Here is a 20,953-nt window from a genome sequence, read left to right on the forward strand (position 1 = left end):
CAATGTTTTTTCAACTATTAATGATATTGATGGTGGATTTTAATGTGCCAAAAATTGAAAAAATTCTGCTGTTAGCCTAAAAGTGTTGAAATGCCTGAGTTTGAGGAGACAAAACTTCATCGAACTCAGGTTACTAGTAACAAAAACTATCCAGTTGCCAAACTTATCGACAATTCCGATCGAGTTACCGCAGGCACAGCCATTTATGTCTCCAATTTTGGGGCGGCTCGGGCGATCGATCCAGCAGTTTTTACGTTGGTAAAAGGGACGACAATCGGCAATAGCACCAAGCAACTAGATCGCGGCTACTCGTTCATTTATAGTAATTATCCCCTGTCAGCAGTCAATGGCAACCCCGTGTGGAACGAGCGCGGCGAGGCAATCGCCATTCAGGGACAGGGCGATAGATCGACTCAGCTACCAGCAACAAACCCCATCCGAGTGCAGACTGGATATCGCTTGGGAATTGCCGTCAATACCTTCACCAAATTTGCCGCCGCAGGGATACGTGGTGATGCTCCCGCACCAATAGCCGCCAAACCGACACCAGTAGACGATCTAATTGCCAGTGCAGTTCAAAAGGAGCGCAAAGGTGACTATCGGGGGATGTTGGCAGATCTGGAGCAGGGCGTGTTCCTAGATTCCCAAAATCCGCGACTTTATTACAGTCGTGGTGTGGCTAAGTCGATGTTGGGCAATCGAGATGCGATCGAGGATTACAATTTTGCAATCGCCCTTAATCTGCGTGATGCTTCTATTTACAACAATCGTGGTGTCGCTAGAGCTAAATTTGGGGATAACAAAGGGGCAATTGCCGACTATCGACAAGCGATCGCGATCGATCCAAATTACGCCGATCCCTACTACAATCGCGGTCAGATCGCATTTGCAGCTAGCGATAATCAAGCTGCGCGATCGGATTTAGATCGCGCAATTGCCCTCGATCCTAACTTCGATCGCGCCTACTTCAGTCGCGGGATGATTAAGTCGGCATTAGGCGATAAAAAAGGAGAAATTGCAGACTTCAACCGGGCGATCGCGATCGATCCCAACTATACTCAAGCCTATTACCAACGCGGTCTAGCTAAACTCAGAGGGGGCGATAAAAACGGCGCAATCGCCGACTTTAACCGAACTATTGCCCTGAACCCTAAAGCTTCAGAAATATACACCGATCGCGGCGATGCCAAATCACAGATCGGCGATAATAACGGTGCGATCGCTGATTATACTCAGACGATCGCCCTCAATCCCCGCAGTGCCAAAGCCTATCATCAGCGGGGACTAATCAAGTCCAAATTAGGCGATAACAAAGGAGCGATCCTCGACTTAAAAAAAGCCGCAAATCGCTACCAACAGCAAAAGCAAACCGCCAGCTATCAAAAAACAATCGCCCAAATCAAACAACTTGGTTCCTAAATAAAGAGAGGGCAGTACAAAATTATTTTAACTGGCTCGTTAAATATATGCTCCATCACAACAATAGACCACTTGCGCGCATCAGGAGGTCGAAGCAAATTCAAAATTTAGAGTTATTACCCATAGACTATTTCAACACTGCTTCAATCGAGCTAATAACACCATCACTTCATCAATAACCTTGACCATTTGTGATGTAGGTCGATCGTGTTGATTGAGGATAACACTAAATACTAACGGAGAGTATTGGGGTGGATAGATGTAACCAGATAGACTTGCAACACCACTCAGACTACCAGTTTTGGCGCGAACGATACCTTGAGCCAAAGTTCCTTTCATTCGATTTCTCAGACTACCACTAACTCCAGCAATTGGTAGAGAGTCACGATATATTTGTCCCGCTGGTGTTAATATCATTGCTGATAATACTCTCACAAAAGTAGTCGGTGCGACTAAATTATGTCGAGATAGCCCAGAGCCATCATGGAGACTATAAGTTTGGAGATCTATACCCATTTCAGTCAGACTTTTTTTGACTGAAGCAATCCCGATACTAATAGTATCTTTACTACTAGTATCGTGTTCGGGATGAGTCCGTCCGATCGATCTGAGCAAAATTTCGGCATAGATATTATTACTACGTTGATTGGTTTCATTAATTAATTCGCCAATTGTTGGTGAATTAATGGTAGCAACTTCAGGCAAATTAGTAGTATTTTGACCAAACACTAGGCGCGTACTCTCTAGCGCAATTCCAGAGCGATACAAACTTTGTCGAAAAGCATTAATAAAAGACTCGGCTGGATTTACCAGTGGTAGATCGATTTGAATGGGAGCAGAATTGAGAGCTAGTTTACCTGTCAATCTGATTGTCGATCGACCAAAAATCGCGACCGCATTCACATTACTATCTTGACTAGCCGGAACCGTCAAACTTTGATTATCGATCTGCCAACTATTTAAAATCGGATTTTTCCACGTATATTTGAGCGGCATTCCAACTTGCTGTTGACTGACTACGAGCGGATTAGAATTTTGACCTATCATCAAACCATTAATTGCTGGGGCATAATCAGTCGATAAATCGCCCCATTCCCAATCACCGTTAATCTGTTCTCCCCGAAAATAACCATCATCGAAACTAATTTGTCCGATCTGTTTTATCCCACGCTGTTGGATCTGTTGCGCGATCGATTGTAAGCTACTTACGGTCAAACTAGGATCGCCTCTACCCACCACTAATAGATTGCTCACGCTGCCATTACTCGGCAGTTGATATACTGATGTCCGCAGTCTTGTTGCGGCTCCTAGCTGGCGCAGTGCCACCGCTGTAGTAATTAACTTCACATTAGAAGCCGGAATAAATAAGCGATCGCCATCCCGATTATAAAGCTGATTTGTCCTACCTAATTCCTGTACTACGATCCCCCACCGATAGCGTCGCAATTCGGGTCGATCGATAATGCTATTAATTGCTACTGGCAGTTGGCTAGAGCATACTGCTGGTAATACTGGCGGCGCGATGACATTTGGCTGCTGTGACTGAGCCGGAATCATCGTTAATAACTGCACCAATAACCACCCGCACGTTGTTGTGATTCGCTGATGGGAAGTAAATAATTGCTGCATCTGTAGACTTGTACAAAGATTTTTTCAACCCTCAGTCTACATGGAGTCAGCACCCCTTTTCTAATTTTCATCCTTCCGTTCTAGTCGAGCCACCCGCCGTCTCAATAATCGGGTTGCTCTAGCATTATCAGCCACCTCATAATTGAGATCGTCAAGATAGTTTCGTAGGAAATTAAACCCTTCCCGCACAGCAACTAGAATCGTTCCTTCAGAGCTATCAACTCTTTGACGGATAGAAGCCATATCTTCTCGCAGTGCATCGACATTCTGCTTCATCGCAGTCATGTCTTGCTGCAATACAGAAATCTGAGATTCTAGATGGTTGAATCTTTCTTCAGACATAAGTATCTCGACAAGTGAGCTGGTATAAATAATTTATCACATTAACATAGTTGTAGGGTGTGTTACTCCGCAGGACAACGCACCAAAACATTCACACATTAATAGTTTATTATTTTGTAAACCTTTTACACGGGTTCTGAAGTGGGGGACTTTTTGAGCCAATCGAATATCGCACTAGTAATCAGATGCGATAATAATCCAATTGGGCCAAAAAATAGACACAAAATCAACGAATGAATCGTAATTATTCCCTTAGCTTGTCCTTCTAAATAGATGTACCGTCCGACAAATAAATCCATTGCGAGGAAATGTACCCAACCGACAGCCGCAGCCCCTTCATTGGCAAAAAAGCGGGCAATGTCAGCCAGTTTGGGATTGGCGAGTGCTGCGGCTGATTCAGGATCGACGGCAACCACGAGCAGGTAAATGTACAATCCAGCCAGGGTGATGAAAGGTAGTGGAGATGAAATTACTTTGCGGGTAATTTCCCATTTGGGCAATACAATCATCAAAGCCCAGAATGGTAGAACGAATAAGTTAGCAGCATCGAATAGTTGGCTTATCATTATGTGATTTATAAATGATTAAAATTACAAGTTCTATCTATTATGATATAAAAATTAAGATGTATACATGTACTATCTTATCACAATAACTATTCTTCAAATATATATAGAAACTAAATTAGATCTGTTAATCGCCTTGTACAAGTTGAAAACCTATATCCTGCCGAACGATATCTTTGAGTGCATGTGGAGATCCTACCCAGATATCACCATAATCCATAACTAGCACATCTCGATTTCGGGATACATAAAAGTTGTGTGACGGCTCATTGAATACATAATAACCGATCGAAATAGATCGCTCACCATCACTGCAAGATCCCCGACTTCTCCGAGAAGTCGGGGATCTGTCCCCAGCTATCAAGCCCACCAAAACACTAGCTTAAATATCAGCCATAAACTCCCAATTTGCTTGATACCTTACTCGGCACCCCAAATGGAATCGAAGAAGTAGAAACGATCGATTTAACTGGTACTAGTTGCACCGCGCAAGCCTTGAGTTCTGGTTGTAAAGAATCGGGACAGGCGGCATCGTGAGTAAACAGATTTGCTTCGGCATCTTTCGCCCACAATTCGCCCCAGTGCATCGGTACAAAAACCGTACCACGATCGATCGCCGCTGTGACTAATGCTGGAAATCTTCCCGTACCGCGACGCGATCGAATTTCGACCATTTCGCCATTCTCAATATTTAACCTCGCGGCATCGCGGGGATGAATTTCGACAAAGGGGTCGGGGTGCATCTGCTGGATTTTGGGGATGCGTCCGGTGCGGGTCATTGTGTGCCAGTGCCCGTATAAACGTCCTGTGGTGAGGACAAATGGATAATCTGGGTTTGGAGGTTCGGCGAGTCCTTTGGAGTGACAGGCGGCAAATTTGGCGCGTTTGTCAGGGTGGTGGAAGGAGAGATCGGTATAGAGGCGTTTGCCGTACTGGGTTTTACAGCCCGTCGGGTGGGGCCATTGGGTGGGGCCGTTATCCTTGAGATATTGATGGCTCAATCCGGTGATATCGCAGGGACGACCCGCACTGAGTTTGGCAAATTCGGCGTAGACATCGGCACTATTTTTAAACCAAAATTCCTCTTTAAAGCCCAGTCTCCGCCCGACTTCGGCAAATACTTCCCAATCGGCTTTGGCTTCGCCAGGTGGTGTTCTAAATGCGGGACAGAGGGTAACTGTCCGCTCGGAATTGGTCATCACGCCTGTCTTTTCGCTCCACTGAGCGGCAGGGAGGAGGACGTGGGCGTATTTAGCGGTTTCGGTGGGGTAATAAGCATCCTGATGGATCGTAAAAGGCGATCGCATTAAGGCGGCTTTGGTACGGTTGATATCGGGCATACTGACTGCCGGATTGGTAGCGACGATCCACAGCAAGCCTATAGATCCGGTTTCCATGCCAGTTATCATCTCCCAGGCAGTTTTACCTGTGTTGGGGGAGATTCTCCCTGCGGGTAAATTCCAGAGTTGCTCGACTTCGGCACGTTGAGTGGGATTTTTGACCATCCGGTAGCCGGGGAGGATATGCGCTAGTCCGCCAGCTTCGCGTCCTCCCATCGCATTGGGTTGTCCGGTGAGGGAAAATGGCCCCGCACCTGGTCTGCCAATTTGCCCCGTCATCAGATGCAGGTTGATAATGTGCCGGACTTTGGCGGTGCCTTCGCTGGATTGATTGACACCCATCGACCACAGCGAGAGGACATTATTAGAGGCTCCCCACCATTTGGCAGCTTTTTCGAGATCTGCTTGAGCGATGCCGCATTTAGCCGCAACTACGTCGGGGGGATAATGTTGAATGACTTTAGTAAAGGCGGCGAAGTTGCTGGTACAGGATTCGATAAATTGTTGATCTACTTTACCCGCGCGCAGGAGTAAATAGGCAATCCCATTTAATAAATCGATATCCGTCCCTGGTGTAATCGCTAGATGGAGATCTGCGGCTTCGGCGGTGGCGGTACGGCGCGGATCTACTACGACTAGCTTGACTCGATCGTGTTGTTTATGATATTTTCTGAGGCGATTGAATAGGATCGGGTGACACTCGGCGGTGTTCGTCCCAATTAAGAAGGCAAAATCTGTTTTCTCGATATCGTCATAACAACATGGTGGCCCATCAGCACCGAAACTTTGGATATAGCCAGATACCGCTGAGGACATGCACAGCCGCGAATTGGCATCAAAGTTATTTGTACCTAGACAACCTTTGAGCAGTTTTTGGGCGGTATAGTAATCCTCGGTCTGAAATTGTCCAGAACCATACATACAGATGCCATCGGCACCTTGAGTATGGAGGACATGCTGCATTCGATCGACAATCCGAGTATAGGCTTCTTCCCAAGTCGCCCGTTTGAATGGTTCGGTCAAACTATCCCGTACCATCGGGTACTGCAAGCGATCCTTATATAGCGACTCACTAATCGTCGCCCCTTTCACACATACCATTCCCTGACTCGAAGGATGCGACCTGTCGCCCGTCACTTTCCAAATCGGCACGCCACTACTATCCCGATGTACTGATTTCCCTGGCACAGCGGGGGGCGAAGCTTCTAAACCACAGCCGACACCACAATAGGGGCAAAGTGTTTTAGTTGTATCAGTCATAGGAGAGGGGGTAGAGAGTAGGGGGTAGAGAGTAGGGAATAGGGGGCTAGGAGTTAAGGGTTAGGATGATGCTGAAAATATGTATAGATCTGCAAAGTACCGATTCTAGTTAAGATATTCTGTGTTGACGAATACTAATAATATGATGAGGCTAGATGGTTTGACTATCCAGCCTCGTAACGTGATTGTTAAGTGGAGTGCCAACGATTAAAACCACTTTGAATGTAAGTAGCAGCTTGAGTTAGTTAGCTCAATTCTTCACTAGGACTACTGCCAATTCCGATAGCTTGAGCCTTGTCTAGCCCAAACGAGTTTTGGGGTTCTTTGAGGAAAAAGGCACAGAGAGAAGCACATATCAAAGCACTGATGCCCATCGAGGCAAATAAAGTCGGTGCATCAGTCAAGCTAAAAATAGTCAGATAGACTACACCACCAAAGTTACCATAGGCACCAACATTACCCGCCACTTGTCCGGTAATTTCCTTCTTAATCAATGGCACAATGGCATAAGTACCGCCACAACCTGCTTGAGCAAATAAAGCTGAAAACATCGTGACGGCAACTGCTACAGGTAAAGCCCAAGTTTTATCGATGAGATGGGCTACCAAATAAGCAATCCCGATTAAGCCAGTTACTACAGTCATCGTCCATTTTCGACTCCCGAATTTGTCGGAGATAAAACCCCCGCTAGGGCGCGAGAATAGATTAACGTCTCGATCTGCGACCCATCAAAACCCAACTCTTTGCCAATCACAGTCGCAAAGGGGGCAAAATTGAACCAGCAAACGAAGGTTAGAAAAAAAGCAAACCAGGTCAGGTGCAAGGTTCGATACGGATTTTTGAATGAAAGTAATCCACTTAGCATCAGGCTGTAACTATAACAAGACAACAACTGAGGGGATCGATTAGACAGTTGCGTCAACTGGTAATGGATTTCAGTACGTCCAAGTTACGGGAATGTTTGATGTCAATTAGTAGTTTTTGTTACCGTTTACTAGCTATCTTTCGATAAATACATGCTATCAATCCGATTTTTGCATTTAACTAAACTGTAAAGTTAACCAGAATACAGAATAAATATGCTGATAATCCAGATAAAACTGTAAAATTGGGACTTTATGGCTAAAACTTCTCTAGTTCAGGGTCTACGACGTGCTTATCAGATTGCCAGATTTGCCCAACGCCGCAGCCTTGCGTCGTCAACAGCTCTGGAAATGTGGGAGTTGCGGATTAGTCGTCGCCGCTTGCTTCGAGGCTCTCTCGCGGCAACGGGTGTTCTTTCCGCCCTGGCATTGGAACGAGAAGTTGATGCGATAACAACACCAGTACTGATTGTAGGCGCGGGGATTGCCGGATTGACGGCGGCTTACTATTTAACTAAATCGGGTGTACCAGTCCGCATCATCGAAGCCAGTAATCGGGCTGGTGGGAGGATGCTCAGTCAAACTAAGGCACTCGGCACGGAAAGCACTATCGAATTAGGCGGCGAGTTTATCGATTCTGCACATAAGAATATTCGGAAGTTGGCTCAGGAGCTAAGTTTGGTAGAAGTCGATCTATTTGCCATAGATCGTGAGCTGACTAAAGATGTCTGGTTTTTTAAAAACCGATTAGTTACCGAACGCGAATTAATTACGGCATTTATTCCCCTTGTCAAACAGATCGATCGAGATGTCAAAGCCATCGGTGAGGTAAACTATAAGTCAAAAAATCGTCGCGCTATTCAACTCGATCGGCTCTCAATTAAAACTTATCTCGATCGCTATTGTCTAGATCCGATCTTGAGGCGATTTATTGAAGTCGCTTACACTAATGAGTATGGATTGGAAGTCGATCGGCAGTCATCGATTAATTTATTACTACTAATCGGTAAAGAACCAGATAAGATTGAAATCTTTGGTGAGAGTGACCAACGATATCAGATTCGTGGTGGTAATCAACAAATCGTCGATCGATTAGCGGATAAACTGAGCGATCGGATCGAAACTAATACTCAGCTAGAATCAATCCGCAGTAGTAACAATCGCTATCGCGTCAGTCTCAGGCAAGGTGGTGTGAGCCAGGAGTATAAATTCGATCGAGTCATTTTAGCTTTACCATTTAGTGTGCTCAGACAAATCGATATCGGTGTTAGATTACCTGCTGTTAAACAAGCTGCTGTTAAAGAATTAGGCTATGGTACAAATACTAAATTAATTACCAGCTATAGTGATAAAGTGTGGCGCAATAAGTACAAGTCTAATGGTGAATCCTTCAGCGATCTCGACATTAGCGAAACCTGGGATTCAAGTCGCTGTACAGATACTAAAACAGGTACTATTACTAGCTTTAGTGGTGGCAATTTGGGTGTGAGGATAGGTAGGTCGAAACCCTCACAAGTTGCTAGTAAAATAATCAATCAATTAGATATAATTTATCCAGGCATCCAGAATTTATCTTTAAATCAATCGATCGTTACTAATTGGATCGATCGCCCTTATTCACGAGGTTCCTACTCCTGCTATTTGGTTGGACAGTGGACGAAATTTGCGGGTGTAGAGGGCGAAAGGGTGGGCAATCTCTTTTTCATTGGCGAACACTGTTCGATCGAGGCTCAAGGCTATATGGAAGGGGGATGTGCTACCGGATTAATGGCAGCTAAAACCATTTTAAAAGAGTTAAAATAACTCACTCAGATCTCCTCAGATCCCCTCAAATCCCCGACTTCTTTGAGAAGTCGGGGATCTGCCCTCACCAGTTATTTACGAATATTCGCTTGAGCTTTTGTTTTAAGCGGCTGATATGCTGATGGACATAGTTCGGCTAGTTCACAATCAGGACAATTAGGCTTTCTTGCATTACAGATAGCTCTACCATGATAGATAGTCATGATTGAGAAGTTTTCCCAATCTACTTGAGGTAAAAGCTTCATTAAATCCTGCTCGATTTTGATTGGATCTTGATGCTTAGTTAAACCAATTAAATTAGTCAGACGTTTGACATGGGTATCGACAGTGACACCTTGAATATTCCCAAAGGCATGAGCAGAAACAACATTTGCTGTCTTCCTAGCTACACCTGGCAATGTGAGTAACTGTTCCATTAGTTGAGGCACTTCACCATCAAACTCCTCAACGATCTTGCGACAAGCACCTTGAATATTTTTGGCTTTATTATGATAAAATCCAGTCGATCGCACTAATTCTTCAATATCTAGAATATCTGCATACGCCATCGATCGAGCATCTGGAAATTTCGCGAATAATGCTGGAGTAACTTTATTCACTCGCTCGTCGGTACACTGGGCAGAGAGAATAGTTGCGACTAATAATTGGACGGGTGTTGTATAATCTAAACTACAAGTGGCGTCTGGATACAGTCGCTTTAGTCTAAGCAATACTTCCACTGCTCGTTTCTTCTTGGATGTCCACTTGCGATCGATACTCATTTTATCGTTAAACAGTAATTTGGATGAAATTATATAGCAATTGAGTCTCCATTAATTTGCGACCATTCACGATCTGATAATGGCTGCATCTCAAACTTTATCTGAAAATGACTTTCGGCTGCTTTGGTAAGAGCATCAATAATCTGAGGAATAGTTAATTGGGAAACTAGATTAGGCGGTAGCTCTATCGATTCACCAAATACTTTTTCAAATAACTCTAAATCTGGATTGAGGCGCATCGAACCATGTTGTAAGATTGCCCCAGATTTAATCAGTTGGGCACTACCGATGAGTTTATAACCATCCGCACAAACTAGATCTGCACTTGTCGCTGTACCAAAACAATTGGGATTGTGAATATAACCCGTTCCTGCTGTACCATATCCTAATTCGCCACCGAGCGATCTCCAACCGTCGATGAGAAACTGACAAATTTGTTGATATACTTCTACTCTTTTGCCCACAAATCCCGATCCGATGAGGGCATAAGTTAGATCGCCTTGATGCAGTACGCCCCGCCCACCCGTCGGACGTTTGACTAGATCTATAGATCGATTGTGCCACACTAGCGATCGCCAATGTTCGGGATAGTGGCGTTGGTGATACCCTAGAGAGATAGTCGGCTGCGACCAAGTATAGAAGCGTAATGTCGGTGGGATTTGTCCTAAAATATGTTGTTGTAATAACCACCGATCGATCGACATTTGGATTTGTCCTGTAGTCTCAATCGGTGGAATAATTCGCCAGATTGTTGATAAATTAGTCAATAGATCGCGCTCCAGGTCAATGCCAGATTCTTGATTCTGCTATATTTACAATTAGAGTAGTCTCGATTGAGCTAACGCACATGGTCGCACCCATCCTCACCTCAACTACTGCCGAGATTATCTATCCCGACTGTGACGGCAATCCGATGTCTGACAATACCAAACAATTTCGGTGGATTGTCACCATCAAAGAAAATCTCGAACTTCTATATGCCGAAAATCCCGATGTGTTCGTCGCGGGAGATTTATTGTGGTATCCAGTCGAAGGTAATAATACCATTCGCCAAGCACCCGATATCATGGTCGCGATCGGTAGACCGAAAGGAGATCGAGGCTCTTACCAGCAATGGAAGGAAGCCGGAGTTGTGCCCCAAGTTGTGTTCGAGATTCTATCTCCAGGCAATCGACTGGCAGAAATGCAGCGAAAGTTAAGTTTTTACGATCGCTATGGCGTAACCGAATATTATATCTACGATCCAGATCGGATTGATTTTGCTGGCTGGATGAGAGTTGATGGTAAATTGGACTCGATTGAAGAGCCACAGAGCTGGTTAAGTCCATTATTAGGGATTCGGTTCGATCTCGAACCCGCTACTCTCCAAATTTATCGCCCCGACGGTCAACCATTCCTCAGTTTTGGCGATCTCGATCTGCGCCGTCGAGCTGCCGAACAACGTGCCGATACTGCCGAACAGCGTGCAGATATCGCCGAACAACGCGCAGCCCTACTAACGATAAAATTACAGGAATTGGGCATCGATCCCGCAAGTTTATAATTGGTTGACAGCCAACATCCCCATGTTGCCTCTACCCTCTACCTTCTACCTTCTACCCCTTACCCTCTAACCTCTACTCGTGCGCCTACCCCTTCCCCAATTTAGCATCGGTGCCAAAAATCCTCACCATATCGCCGAGGTAATCGAGACATCTACTTGTGAATTTCTGGCTCAATGTCTGGAGCCAGAAGATCTCAAACTCGCGGTGATGCCTACTTTTGGGAGTATCGTCAAAGCAGCCGACGAGGAATCGGGCAATCAAATCCTCGCCGTGGTTTACCATGCTACCACTGCCCCGATCGATTCTGTCCATCGTGCTCGGGCATTGGGAATGTCACTGGATGAGTTGCGAGAGGAACAACCCCAAATATTTGCGATGCTTAAAACCGAATTTAAAGCGGCAATTATCGGCTTTGAGGATGATAAAGGGCAAATGTATCAATACTTACCACCCCGCCCACCCCAAATCCATCAGGGGGTGTATCAGTGCGATAAGGAAGAGATTATTAGATTTAGCGAACAGTTGGAATTTTTGAGAACATTGCTACAGGTACAAGGTGCGCCAGTCGAAGCTCTCACCGCCGCCACCATCAGGGAAATTCATCAACTCAGAGCGCGAGACAGGTCTTGGCTAGTCACCGCAGGGCGCACTGTCAGTCTGATTCTCAAAGATGATTATGACAGATTGCGTTACGTCCTATCTCAAATCCGTTAAGTTAATCCAAGTTGCTATCTACTACCAAGCCGACGGTTGTGTCTTGGCTCACTCAATCTGGAGATTTCCGCCAGACCTCCCTGTAACAATACGAGACAGCGGTTAAAACCGCTGTCTTGGAGGTAACAACTTGGGTAAATTGGTTGAAAATTGCAAGTGAGAAGTCGAGCCTTTTGAAATACCCTAGATGCTCAAGCCTGATGCAACCACCCTGCCTCTGTTGAGGGGCTGGGGGTGGTTGCTAGGGTTGAGGCAACCGATGAATTACCCTCTTCTGGCTGCTGCGGCTTCATCGGGATGAATGCCCAGACGAGTCAGATTGACGCGTCCTTTGTTGTCGATTTCGCGAACCTTAACGATCACTTCGTCGCCGACACCGACTTCATCTTCCACTTTACCTACCCGATAATCGGCAAGTTGGGAGATGTGGATCATCCCCTCTTTGCCAGGTAGCAGCTCCACGAAGGCACCAATTGGGATAATTCGGGTCACCCGTCCAGCATAGATATCGCCTTCGTTGAGACGGCGAGTTAGACCTTGAACGATTTGGATCGCACGTTTGGCTTTCTCATTATCGATCGCAGACACAGTTACAGTACCATCATCATCGATATCGATTTTGGCTCCGGTTTCCTCGGTAATCCCTTTGATAGTTTTACCTCCAGGACCGATGACCAAGCCGATTAATTCTGGCTCGATTTTGAAGGTGAGTAAGCGTGGGGCAAAGGGTGAGAGTTCTTCGCGGGGTTTGTCAATCGCGGCTAACATTTTCTCTAAGATATGTAAGCGGGCGGGACGAGCTTTGTTGATGGCTTCAGCAATAGTTACCATCGGTAAACCGCTGATTTTCATGTCCATTTGCAGTGCGGTAATTCCGGTATCGGTACCCGCAACTTTGAAATCCATATCGCCGAGGAAGTCTTCGATTCCTTGGATATCAGTGAGGATACGAACTTCATCACCTTCCTTAATTAGTCCCATTGCCGCACCGCTGACAGGCTTGGTAATTGGTACGCCAGCATCCATCAATGCGAGTGTCGAACCGCAGACCGAACCCATCGAGGTCGAACCATTGGAAGAGAGGATCTCTGAGACGATTCTGAGTACATAAGGGAACTCATCTTTGGTTGGCAATACTGGGATCAGAGCGCGTTCTGCGAGGGCACCGTGACCGATTTCGCGCCGTCCTGGGGCACGCATGGGTTTGGTTTCACCTACGGAGTAGGGAGGAAAATTGTAGTGATGAATATACCGTTTGGTATTTTCGGGATTGAGGTCGTCGCCGAGATCCTGAGCGTCGCCAGGAGTACCGAGAGTACAAGCAGACATGACTTGAGTCAAGCCCCGATTGAACAAGCCCGTACCGTGAACGCGGCGGGGTAAAACACCGACAAAGCAGGAAATCGGGCGCACTTCATCGAGTGTCCGTCCGTCTACTCGGCGTCCGGTTTCGATGACCTGTTGACGCATCATTTTTTTGGTGATGCTTTTGAACAGGGTGCTGACAGCTTTACTATCACTAGCGACGGCAACTTGGAGCGGATCGGTGTCTGGTAAACTAGCGATCTCGGCTACTGCTCTAGCCTTGACTTCATCTAGTTCGGCATCGCGGATCGGTTTACTCGGCTCGTATTTACCGAGGACGATTTTGATGCTTTCGGTAGTGCGATCGCGTAAAAAGTTTTCGAGGGTAGGATCGGTGGCTGGTTTCTCAGCATGAACGATACTCAGTCCTAGTTCTACAAGTAATTCGCGCTGGGCAGTAATTAGCTCCTGCACGGCTTCATAACCAAAATCGATCGCTTCGATGATATCTTGTTCGGGTAGCTGATTGGCACCCGCTTCGACCATGATCACGCCGTCTGGTGTACCTGCGACTACTAAGTCGAGGTCGCCAACTTGAATTTCACGATAGGTGGGATTGATGATGAAATCATCACCGACTAAACCGACGCGGACGGCTGCCATGGGGCCATTGAAGGGGAGTTGTGCTAGGAGGCTAGCAATCGAGGCTCCAGTCACCGCCAGGACGTCTGGAGGAACCAATTCGTCGAGGGACATGGTGGTAGCAACGATTTGGATATCATCGCGCAACCAGTCGGGGAACAGTGGCCGCATCGGTCGATCGATCAATCGACTAATCAAGGTAACTTTTTCTGGTGCTCGACCTTCACGTCGCAAGAAACCGCCTGGAATGCGTCCGGCTGCGTAGATGCGTTCTTCATAATCTACAAGTAACGGTAGGAAATCAATTCCTTCTCGTCCTTTGGCACGGGTAGCGGTAACTAAGACACTGGTGTCGCCAGATTCGATTAAGACGCAACCGCCAGCTTGGGGTGCGAATACACCAACTTTAAGCCGAATATCCCTACCGTCAAAGGATATTGACTTATTTATCTCTGCCATTAGGTTGTCCTTTTTTTCTTCACTTCTTCTCTTGCTGTTTGCGATCCTAGCATTCTTAGTCGCTGAAGTGGGAAATTTCTAGCCTGAGCATAGATACTACTCGCTGGGAATGAGTCAGTTCGCATCTTTGCTCGGCATGACGATTTTTGGCTGGTGTGAGAAGACTGGTGCGTTACGGCTAACGCCTAGCACACCAGTCTTCTGGGATTGCCATAGCCCTCTTCTGTCACTCTCCAGAGGTTAAAATAGGAGAATAAAGTTAAAAATCTCTGAAAAGGAGTTAGAGCAATGGATGTAGAAGCTCAAATCCTCAAGTATTTACCTAGAGATGCACGGTCGAGTGTTTCATTTATTGATGAATACTTCTCATCACCCGTACTCTTTTGGGATCGAATGATAAACCTTTTTCAGATAGGGTAATTAATACTCACCAACTAGAGATCGATCCGTTAACGATTTTAGGGGTGGCTTGAATTAGATCTAATACTTAATACGCGGATCGATCCAGGCATTGATCAGATCGATCGCGATACTCGCAATCACGACGATCGCCGCAAAGAAGACCATAATCCCCTGGACTGCGGGATAATCACGATTGGAGATCGCTTCGTACAATTGACTTGCCAATCCGGGCCAAGAAAAGGTCACTTCCGTCAAAACGGCACCACCGAGCAGGGATGCGGTAGTCAAGCCCAAGACGGTAATCACTGGAATCATCGCATTTTTGAGCGAGTGAGAGATTAGGATCTTTTGTTCGGAAATACCTCTGGCTCTGGCGGCTTCCACATATTCCGCTTTCATACTTTGCTTGAGATTTACCCGCACGATCCGTTCAAAGATGCCACTGAGCAACAGCCCCAATGTGAGACAGGGCAAGGCGAGATGATGGAGCGCAACAAAGAAGCTGGCTAAGTCGAAGTTCAACAAACTATCGATCGTGTAGAGTCCCGTAATTTTGGCTGGTGGTGTGAGGTTGGCGGGAAATCTACCGCCGAGGGGGAAGATATTTAGTTGTACTGCTAATACCAATTGCAATAACATCCCAACCCAAAAAATCGGTAAAGAATAGCTAATAATCCCAAACAATCTCCCGCTAGCTTCCGAGATTGTCCCAGGTCGAGATGCCGAGATCGTCCCGACTGTCACGCCGACAATAAATGCCACCAACATACTGCCGATCGCCAGTTCCAATGTGGCTGGAAAGTTCTCCCGAATGACATCCAAAACTTCTTTACCAGAACTAGTAATTGACTTGCCAAAGTCTCCTTGGAGGAGATTTAATAAGTAACTAAAATACTGGACGTAAACTGGTCGGTCGAGTCCCAATTGTTTGCGTAATTCGGCTTTGACTTCTTCTGATGCTCGATTGCCCAAGAAGGCATCGGCAGGGTCGCCAGGGGTGGCTTTGAGGAGGAAGAATACGAGGGTGACGATCGTCCACAACATCAAGGGGGCTAGGAGTAGTCGCGCAGCTAGGTAGTATTGGAGGGTTTTCGATCGGGACATGATTTGGTGCTGAGTTTTGGTTGGTGCTTTTTTAACGCAAAGGTCGCGAAGATCTCGCAGAGTTACGAAAAAGATTAGTAGTGCTGAATTTACTTTTTGATGGTTGAGTACAGGAGGTTCTGAAGGGGATCGATCGCGATACCGCTCATGCCTTTTTTGGCGAAGACAAAATCTTTGGTTTGCCAGAGGGGGATGAGCGGGACATCTTGCAGGATGAGGGTTTGGATATCGGCGTAGATTTGTTTGCGCTTGGTGGGATCGGCTTCTTTGCCTTGGGCGGTGATGAGTTGGTTCATCCGATCGCTATAGTAGAATGAGCCTTGGGATTGACTGCTGCCTTCTTGGCAGCCTGTTTTAACAGAGCCTTTGGGACATTCGAGGAAGGGTTGGACGAAGTTGTCGGGATCGAGAAAGTCGGGGTACCAGTCTTGGAGGGTGGCGGGATAGATATTTTTGCTGGCGTATTTGAAGAAGGATGCTGACTCGATCGTGTTGGGTTCGATGTCGAGGATGCCGCCGAGTTTTTGCTTGGCATAGGCACGGAGAAAGCCTGCTGTCAGTCGGCGATTGGTCGAGCCGGAGGGGTACCAGATCTGGATTTTGGCGGGGTTTTGGGGTGAAAATCCGGCTTGGGTGAGGAGTTGTTTGGCTTTGGAGATATTGCCATCGCCATAGGTAGTTTTGAACCCAGGCTGGGAGACGCTAAAGGTGCTGGGGAGGATGCTGTATAAGGGGTTGCCCTGCCCGTACAAGACCCGCTCGTTGATGGTGGGTCGATCGACTAGGGCAGCAAGTGCTTGGCGGACTGAGGGGTTATCTAGGGGCTGCTGGAGGACATTGAGGATCAGGTAACTGGTGACGCTACCATCGATCGCGATCGATTGCCACTTGCCAGCTTTGGCTCCTTCTTCCAGGCTTTTGACTTGATCTGGTTCGAGAGCTTGGAAGGCGACATCGACGGCTCCAGTGCGGAAGGAGTTGTAGAGATTGGCAGAGTTGTTATTAAAAATTTGGACGTTGACGCCACGATTGAGCGGTTTGGCACCCCAATAGCGATCGAATGCAGTCAGTTTGACGCGATCTGTACCATATTCCTTGAGTTCATATGGCCCTGTGCCGACAAAGGTATTAGCTTCAAACAGATTTTTACCGATCTTATAAGCTGTGGGCGATACGGCACAGGTACCAGGGAAAGCGAGGACTGAAGCCAATGCAGCAAAAGGTTTTTTGAGCGTGATTGTCAGTTCGTAAGTTCCTGTGGCGGTGATTGTCGCGATCCGATCGGATAATAGCGAGGAGGGTTTGCCTTTATTTTGAATGAAGCGTTGGAGTGAAAAAGCCATCGCGGCGGCGTTAAAAGCGGTACCATCGTGAAAAACTACTCCCTGACGGATCGGGATCGTATATGTCAACCCATCGGTGCTAACTGTTGGTAAAGCGGTTGCTAATTGGGGTTTGAGGACGGTACTACCTGGATCGTAAGTGTAGAGGCGATCGCTCAAATTCCGAATCAACGCGATCGATCTCAATTCGTAAGCATCAGCAGGATCGAGAGTGCGCGGTTTTTGAGTCGTCCCGACCGTAATTCTCCCCTCATTGTTACTAGCGATCGTCCCAGGATTGCTACCGGAAGCGCAACTAGCGATCGAGAGCAAACTTACCAATCCCCAACAGCGCATCAATGCCACTGCTCGACGATGTGCCAATGCGCTGGAGACTACTAAGCTAACATGCTGCCATCTATTCATGGATATAAGCGATCGTCACAATAATCAAAGCTCAACCTAGATGGGAGTCAAGTATTAACCCTTACTTGACGAATCTAAATTATGCTTGGGTAGTTACTTAATATATAACGATTTGGCAACCTTTCATCGCTGCTACTAGCTAGACTGACCCAAACATTAGCTCATACTTTTCGATGCAGCCCAAACATTAACGCGCTCACCTACCACATCTAGTAAGTGAGCGCGTTAATTGAAATTGACGATATTCTGCGTGAGAGCAGTTGTCTAGAAAGTATCAGACAACCACCTCAATGAGATTAGCGACTGTTGCGTTGAGTGTTGGTGACGTTGGTTTTGTTGTTTTGGCGGGTGTTGTTGTCGTTACCCAAGATATCCGCAGATTGACCGTTGGTGACTGAAGTACCAGTTGCACTAGGAGTACGACGACCGGATGAAGTATTCCTAATGTTGGTGGTGTTGGTTTGACGAGTATTGTTGCCGTCGCCAGTGACGACTACGTTTTGCTGACTGTCAACTACGTTGGCGGTATCGGCATGGGCGGGAAGAGTCAGACCGAGAGTAGCAACGCTTAGACCGAGGACGAGGATCGATTTGAAGTTCATGATGTCTATATTACTAGTAGTAAGTGAGTAAGTTAGCTAAAAAAAATCGGTGAGCGGATTGACTCATCGTCATCCAACCATTTGACCGCAGCGATTAGCGCGCTTGTTGTCGGTTGCTGATGTTGGTAACGTTGGTCTGGCGAGAGCGGTTGCCGTTGCCCAGGATATCGGCAGACTGACGGCTAGTGACCGAACTACCCGTTGCGCCAACATTCTGACGACCTGTTTGACGGTTGTTGACTGTGGTTCTGTTGTTTTGATGGACGGTGTTGCCATTACCAGTGATGACTACGTTTTGCTGGTTGTCAACTACGGTAGCGGTATCGGCATGGGCGGGAAGAGTGAGACCGAGAGTTGCAACGCTAAAACCGAGGACGACGATCGATTTGAAGTTCATGATGTTCAATGCTGATAACTTAATCCCTAAGTTCAGTAAAATTCGAGCAGGCGCAGTGGTCTGCTGCGACTGCGGACAATGGCTTAGCGACTGTTGCGTTGAGTGTTAGTAACGTTGGTTTTGTTGTTTTGGCGGGTGTTGTTGTCGTTACCCAAGATATCCGCAGATTGACCGTTGGTGATTGAAGTACCAGTTGCACTAGGAGTGCGGCGACCGGATGAAGTATTTTTAACTTTAGTGGTGTTGGTTTGACGAGTGTTGTTGCCGTCGCCAGTGACGACTACACCTTGCTGACTGTCAATTACAGTTGCGGTATCGGCATGAGCGGGGAGAGCTAGACCGAGAGTAGCAACGCTGAGACCGAGGACGACGATCGATTTGAAGTTCATGATGTGTATATTCCTAAAATGAGTGATGGGTTAGCAGTCGGACACTACAGACTACAAATATATTTAGTTAATTCCGTAAAGGTGCAAGATTTAATTTGAACTCTCATCTGCGGTGCTACGGATGTTTTAACTGTGGATGTTTGAAGTGTATCTGTTGTGTTCGTAGCAATAACTACATAATGCTCTGTCCTGATTCCAGAAATGTTCCCAAACAAAATTTTGAAGATCGCAATCTAGCGATCTAACTGGATGTAGGCAAGGGTTTGAATAATTTTTAGTAACACTCGATCGCGATTCGATCGGTCATGCCTGCGACTGAAGTCGCGGCTAATATTACAACCCACATTCCGCTAGTTGAAGAGGTCGTCAAAGAATTAAAATAGAATCTCAACCCAAGAGTCTTTTGCTTCTGCGACTGTTGCCAGAACTAGGTTAGCCCGATGAAATCCATCTGTCCATAAGCCCACATTTGTAAGTGACGTTTTCGGGGGAAGCTTCCCCCGAAAAGCTCACGTTAGCAGTTGCGCTTGGTTAACCAACGGGTAAAGTTGTCCGACCGTGACGGGATGACGCTTGACACCATGCAAGACAACATCACATTTGAGTCTGAGGGCATAGTGCCAGGGCGCATCTTCATTTCGTAACCCGTTAAAACTCATTCGTCATCGATAAGGGTTATTTCGACATCACCAATCGCACCCGTTTGTTTATCCGCAGCATTATGACTTGCTAGAATTTTTGCCTGTTCGCCTAGTTGTATGCTTGCTGTCTTGTATGCAGCCGTTACAATTACTACGGGCAATCTGCTTGAGTTTCTTCCTACCAAGTGGCTTTGAACGATCGAAACAATACTCTCTGCGGATAATGGAATAGCACCAGCTAATGGTTTTACTCCTGCCAAAAGTGTTTCTATCCGCTGTTGATTCTCATGCTTGACAATCAGCAAGACACGAATGCTTTCAGCTAGTAAATCGTCAGCACTTACTATTCCTGTATAAACATCGTCGAGTAATTGTAGAGCCGCTTTGTAAAGTTCTGGTGGTCGTCCGACTAGGTTAGTATTGGGAGTGAGTGGTTCGCTACGGTTGCGGAGTGCGGGTGTGAGGAATGCAGTTGTGGTGTAGCAGGGAAGACGATATTCGACGATAAATTGCCCGATGTACGCTTCATCATAAGTACGACCGGAAAATGTATCGGTGCCATCAATTTCTGTGTATGGTTTACGAATATCTATTTGTGGTTTGTGGATCTCTGCCAAACAACAAGACAATATCAACCGAGATAGAGCTTTATTGCGAATATTTCGGCAAATTAATTCTACTCTTTGGCGAACATCCTCATTCTTGACGATCGAATTCCCTATGTCAGTGTTGGCTCTTTGGAGCGCGATTGCGAGGATTTCTGGTGGCGTGTCCATTCTGTTCCTTTCGGTGGTTCGTAGTTCATCCAAAGTACTTCAGTCCGTGCTGATTTGACCGAATGACACATTTTTGCGGGAGCCTCAATGATATACCAATCACTATATACAGCACTTCTGCTAGTTATGAGGTACACTAAAGGGTAGTAAAAATATATTTGATAATGAAACCAGCTTCAATCGATCTTCGAGAAAAAATAGTTGCGGCACATTTAGAACGTCATCACTCAATTAGAACAGTTGCTAG

General features: G+C 46.4%; 18 protein-coding genes and 1 pseudogene. 4 read left to right on the forward strand and 15 right to left on the reverse strand.

Annotated features, from left to right (window positions below; all coding sequences use genetic code 11):
• Window positions 1-90: 90 nt before the first annotated feature.
• Window positions 91-1,419 carry a tetratricopeptide repeat protein gene (locus tag ACEW9I_RS19155; RefSeq protein WP_373541928.1) on the forward strand — a complete coding sequence of 443 codons (1,329 nt, stop codon included), beginning with the start codon at window positions 91-93 and terminating at the stop codon, window positions 1,417-1,419.
• 132 nt (window positions 1,420-1,551) lie between these two features.
• Here ACEW9I_RS19155 and dacB read toward each other — a convergent pair whose 3' ends face one another.
• The 5 genes and pseudogenes from dacB to ACEW9I_RS19180 form a co-directional block, all read right to left on the reverse strand.
• Window positions 1,552-3,048, reverse strand: a complete 1,497-nt coding sequence (gene dacB / locus ACEW9I_RS19160; RefSeq protein ID WP_373541929.1) for a D-alanyl-D-alanine carboxypeptidase/D-alanyl-D-alanine-endopeptidase — start codon at window positions 3,046-3,048, stop codon at window positions 1,552-1,554.
• 60 nt (window positions 3,049-3,108) lie between these two features.
• Window positions 3,109-3,390: a hypothetical protein gene (locus ACEW9I_RS19165; protein WP_373541930.1), complete on the reverse strand. Its 282-nt coding sequence runs from the start codon at window positions 3,388-3,390 to the stop codon at window positions 3,109-3,111.
• A gap of 125 nt (window positions 3,391-3,515) precedes the next feature.
• Complete coding sequence (locus tag ACEW9I_RS19170) at window positions 3,516-3,956, reverse strand: ABA4-like family protein (RefSeq protein WP_373541931.1); 441 nt, start codon at window positions 3,954-3,956, stop codon at window positions 3,516-3,518.
• A 389-nt stretch (window positions 3,957-4,345) separates the two neighbouring features.
• Window positions 4,346-6,556 carry a molybdopterin oxidoreductase family protein gene (locus tag ACEW9I_RS19175; protein WP_373541932.1) on the reverse strand — a complete coding sequence of 737 codons (2,211 nt, stop codon included), beginning with the start codon at window positions 6,554-6,556 and terminating at the stop codon, window positions 4,346-4,348.
• Window positions 6,557-6,801: 245 nt separating this feature from the next.
• Window positions 6,802-7,266: pseudogene (locus ACEW9I_RS19180) on the reverse strand (MFS transporter); the annotation flags it as partial.
• A 408-nt stretch (window positions 7,267-7,674) separates the two neighbouring features.
• Between ACEW9I_RS19180 and ACEW9I_RS19185 the strand changes: the two are divergent.
• Window positions 7,675-9,222: a flavin monoamine oxidase family protein gene (locus ACEW9I_RS19185; RefSeq protein ID WP_373541933.1), complete on the forward strand. Its 1,548-nt coding sequence runs from the start codon at window positions 7,675-7,677 to the stop codon at window positions 9,220-9,222.
• Window positions 9,223-9,293: 71 nt separating this feature from the next.
• Here the strand turns inward: ACEW9I_RS19185 and nth are convergent, their stop codons facing one another.
• Window positions 9,294-9,983 (reverse strand): endonuclease III, encoded by a 690-nt coding sequence (gene nth / locus ACEW9I_RS19190; RefSeq protein WP_373541934.1) that lies wholly within the window; start codon window positions 9,981-9,983, stop codon window positions 9,294-9,296.
• Between the two features lie 29 nt (window positions 9,984-10,012).
• Window positions 10,013-10,687, reverse strand: a complete 675-nt coding sequence (locus ACEW9I_RS19195) for a biotin/lipoate A/B protein ligase family protein (protein WP_373541945.1) — start codon at window positions 10,685-10,687, stop codon at window positions 10,013-10,015.
• 143 nt (window positions 10,688-10,830) lie between these two features.
• Here ACEW9I_RS19195 and ACEW9I_RS19200 point away from each other — a divergent pair, with 143 nt between their 5' ends.
• Complete coding sequence (locus tag ACEW9I_RS19200) at window positions 10,831-11,526, forward strand: Uma2 family endonuclease (RefSeq protein ID WP_373541935.1); 696 nt, start codon at window positions 10,831-10,833, stop codon at window positions 11,524-11,526.
• A gap of 79 nt (window positions 11,527-11,605) precedes the next feature.
• A complete protein-coding gene (locus ACEW9I_RS19205) occupies window positions 11,606-12,241 on the forward strand; it encodes an HAS-barrel domain-containing protein (RefSeq protein ID WP_373541936.1) in 636 nt (211 codons plus the stop codon).
• Window positions 12,242-12,505: 264 nt separating this feature from the next.
• On the opposite strand, the gene ACEW9I_RS19210 is transcribed toward ACEW9I_RS19205, so the two are convergent.
• The 8 genes from ACEW9I_RS19210 to ACEW9I_RS19245 all read right to left on the reverse strand — a co-directional run bounded on the left by ACEW9I_RS19210 (window position 12,506) and on the right by ACEW9I_RS19245 (window position 20,706).
• Window positions 12,506-14,647, reverse strand: coding sequence for a polyribonucleotide nucleotidyltransferase (locus ACEW9I_RS19210; RefSeq protein WP_373541937.1), 2,142 nt, complete (start codon window positions 14,645-14,647; stop codon window positions 12,506-12,508).
• Window positions 14,648-15,127: 480 nt separating this feature from the next.
• Window positions 15,128-16,153, reverse strand: a complete 1,026-nt coding sequence (locus ACEW9I_RS19215; protein ID WP_373541938.1) for an ABC transporter permease — start codon at window positions 16,151-16,153, stop codon at window positions 15,128-15,130.
• Between the two features lie 89 nt (window positions 16,154-16,242).
• Window positions 16,243-17,901, reverse strand: coding sequence for an ABC transporter substrate-binding protein (locus tag ACEW9I_RS19220; RefSeq protein ID WP_373541939.1), 1,659 nt, complete (start codon window positions 17,899-17,901; stop codon window positions 16,243-16,245).
• Between the two features lie 296 nt (window positions 17,902-18,197).
• Window positions 18,198-18,503, reverse strand: coding sequence for a hypothetical protein (locus ACEW9I_RS19225; protein ID WP_373541940.1), 306 nt, complete (start codon window positions 18,501-18,503; stop codon window positions 18,198-18,200).
• 94 nt (window positions 18,504-18,597) lie between these two features.
• Window positions 18,598-18,900 carry a hypothetical protein gene (locus ACEW9I_RS19230; protein WP_373541941.1) on the reverse strand — a complete coding sequence of 101 codons (303 nt, stop codon included), beginning with the start codon at window positions 18,898-18,900 and terminating at the stop codon, window positions 18,598-18,600.
• Between the two features lie 83 nt (window positions 18,901-18,983).
• Window positions 18,984-19,289 carry a hypothetical protein gene (locus tag ACEW9I_RS19235; RefSeq protein WP_373541942.1) on the reverse strand — a complete coding sequence of 102 codons (306 nt, stop codon included), beginning with the start codon at window positions 19,287-19,289 and terminating at the stop codon, window positions 18,984-18,986.
• Between the two features lie 509 nt (window positions 19,290-19,798).
• On the reverse strand, window positions 19,799-19,948 hold the full coding sequence (locus ACEW9I_RS19240) for a hypothetical protein (RefSeq protein WP_373541943.1): 150 nt from the start codon (window positions 19,946-19,948) through the stop codon (window positions 19,799-19,801).
• Window positions 19,945-20,706 (reverse strand): hypothetical protein, encoded by a 762-nt coding sequence (locus ACEW9I_RS19245; RefSeq protein ID WP_373541944.1) that lies wholly within the window; start codon window positions 20,704-20,706, stop codon window positions 19,945-19,947. The genes ACEW9I_RS19240 and ACEW9I_RS19245 overlap by 4 nt, the downstream gene beginning before the upstream one ends.
• Window positions 20,707-20,953 lie beyond the last annotated feature (247 nt).

The sequence above is a fragment of the Chamaesiphon sp. genome, assembly GCF_041738855.1.
In the GTDB taxonomy this organism is placed as follows: domain Bacteria; phylum Cyanobacteriota; class Cyanobacteriia; order Cyanobacteriales; family Chamaesiphonaceae; genus Chamaesiphon.

What these genes read in the sequence shown, in the direction of transcription:
- ACEW9I_RS19155 (WP_373541928.1), top strand. Translation starts at nt 91, where the DNA reads ATGCCTGAGTTTGAGGAGACAAAACTTCATCGAACTCAGGTTACTAGT.
- dacB (WP_373541929.1), bottom strand. Translation starts at nt 3,048, where the DNA reads ATGCAGCAATTATTTACTTCCCATCAGCGAATCACAACAACGTGCGGG.
- ACEW9I_RS19165 (WP_373541930.1), bottom strand. Translation starts at nt 3,390, where the DNA reads ATGTCTGAAGAAAGATTCAACCATCTAGAATCTCAGATTTCTGTATTG.
- ACEW9I_RS19170 (WP_373541931.1), bottom strand. Translation starts at nt 3,956, where the DNA reads ATGATAAGCCAACTATTCGATGCTGCTAACTTATTCGTTCTACCATTC.
- ACEW9I_RS19175 (WP_373541932.1), bottom strand. Translation starts at nt 6,556, where the DNA reads ATGACTGATACAACTAAAACACTTTGCCCCTATTGTGGTGTCGGCTGT.
- ACEW9I_RS19185 (WP_373541933.1), top strand. Translation starts at nt 7,675, where the DNA reads ATGGCTAAAACTTCTCTAGTTCAGGGTCTACGACGTGCTTATCAGATT.
- nth (WP_373541934.1), bottom strand. Translation starts at nt 9,983, where the DNA reads ATGAGTATCGATCGCAAGTGGACATCCAAGAAGAAACGAGCAGTGGAA.
- ACEW9I_RS19195 (WP_373541945.1), bottom strand. Translation starts at nt 10,687, where the DNA reads ATGTCGATCGATCGGTGGTTATTACAACAACATATTTTAGGACAAATC.
- ACEW9I_RS19200 (WP_373541935.1), top strand. Translation starts at nt 10,831, where the DNA reads ATGGTCGCACCCATCCTCACCTCAACTACTGCCGAGATTATCTATCCC.
- ACEW9I_RS19210 (WP_373541937.1), bottom strand. Translation starts at nt 14,647, where the DNA reads ATGGCAGAGATAAATAAGTCAATATCCTTTGACGGTAGGGATATTCGG.
- ACEW9I_RS19215 (WP_373541938.1), bottom strand. Translation starts at nt 16,153, where the DNA reads ATGTCCCGATCGAAAACCCTCCAATACTACCTAGCTGCGCGACTACTC.
- ACEW9I_RS19220 (WP_373541939.1), bottom strand. Translation starts at nt 17,901, where the DNA reads ATGAATAGATGGCAGCATGTTAGCTTAGTAGTCTCCAGCGCATTGGCA.
- ACEW9I_RS19225 (WP_373541940.1), bottom strand. Translation starts at nt 18,503, where the DNA reads ATGAACTTCAAATCGATCCTCGTCCTCGGTCTAAGCGTTGCTACTCTC.
- ACEW9I_RS19230 (WP_373541941.1), bottom strand. Translation starts at nt 18,900, where the DNA reads ATGAACTTCAAATCGATCGTCGTCCTCGGTTTTAGCGTTGCAACTCTC.
- ACEW9I_RS19235 (WP_373541942.1), bottom strand. Translation starts at nt 19,289, where the DNA reads ATGAACTTCAAATCGATCGTCGTCCTCGGTCTCAGCGTTGCTACTCTC.
- ACEW9I_RS19240 (WP_373541943.1), bottom strand. Translation starts at nt 19,948, where the DNA reads ATGAGTTTTAACGGGTTACGAAATGAAGATGCGCCCTGGCACTATGCC.
- ACEW9I_RS19245 (WP_373541944.1), bottom strand. Translation starts at nt 20,706, where the DNA reads ATGGACACGCCACCAGAAATCCTCGCAATCGCGCTCCAAAGAGCCAAC.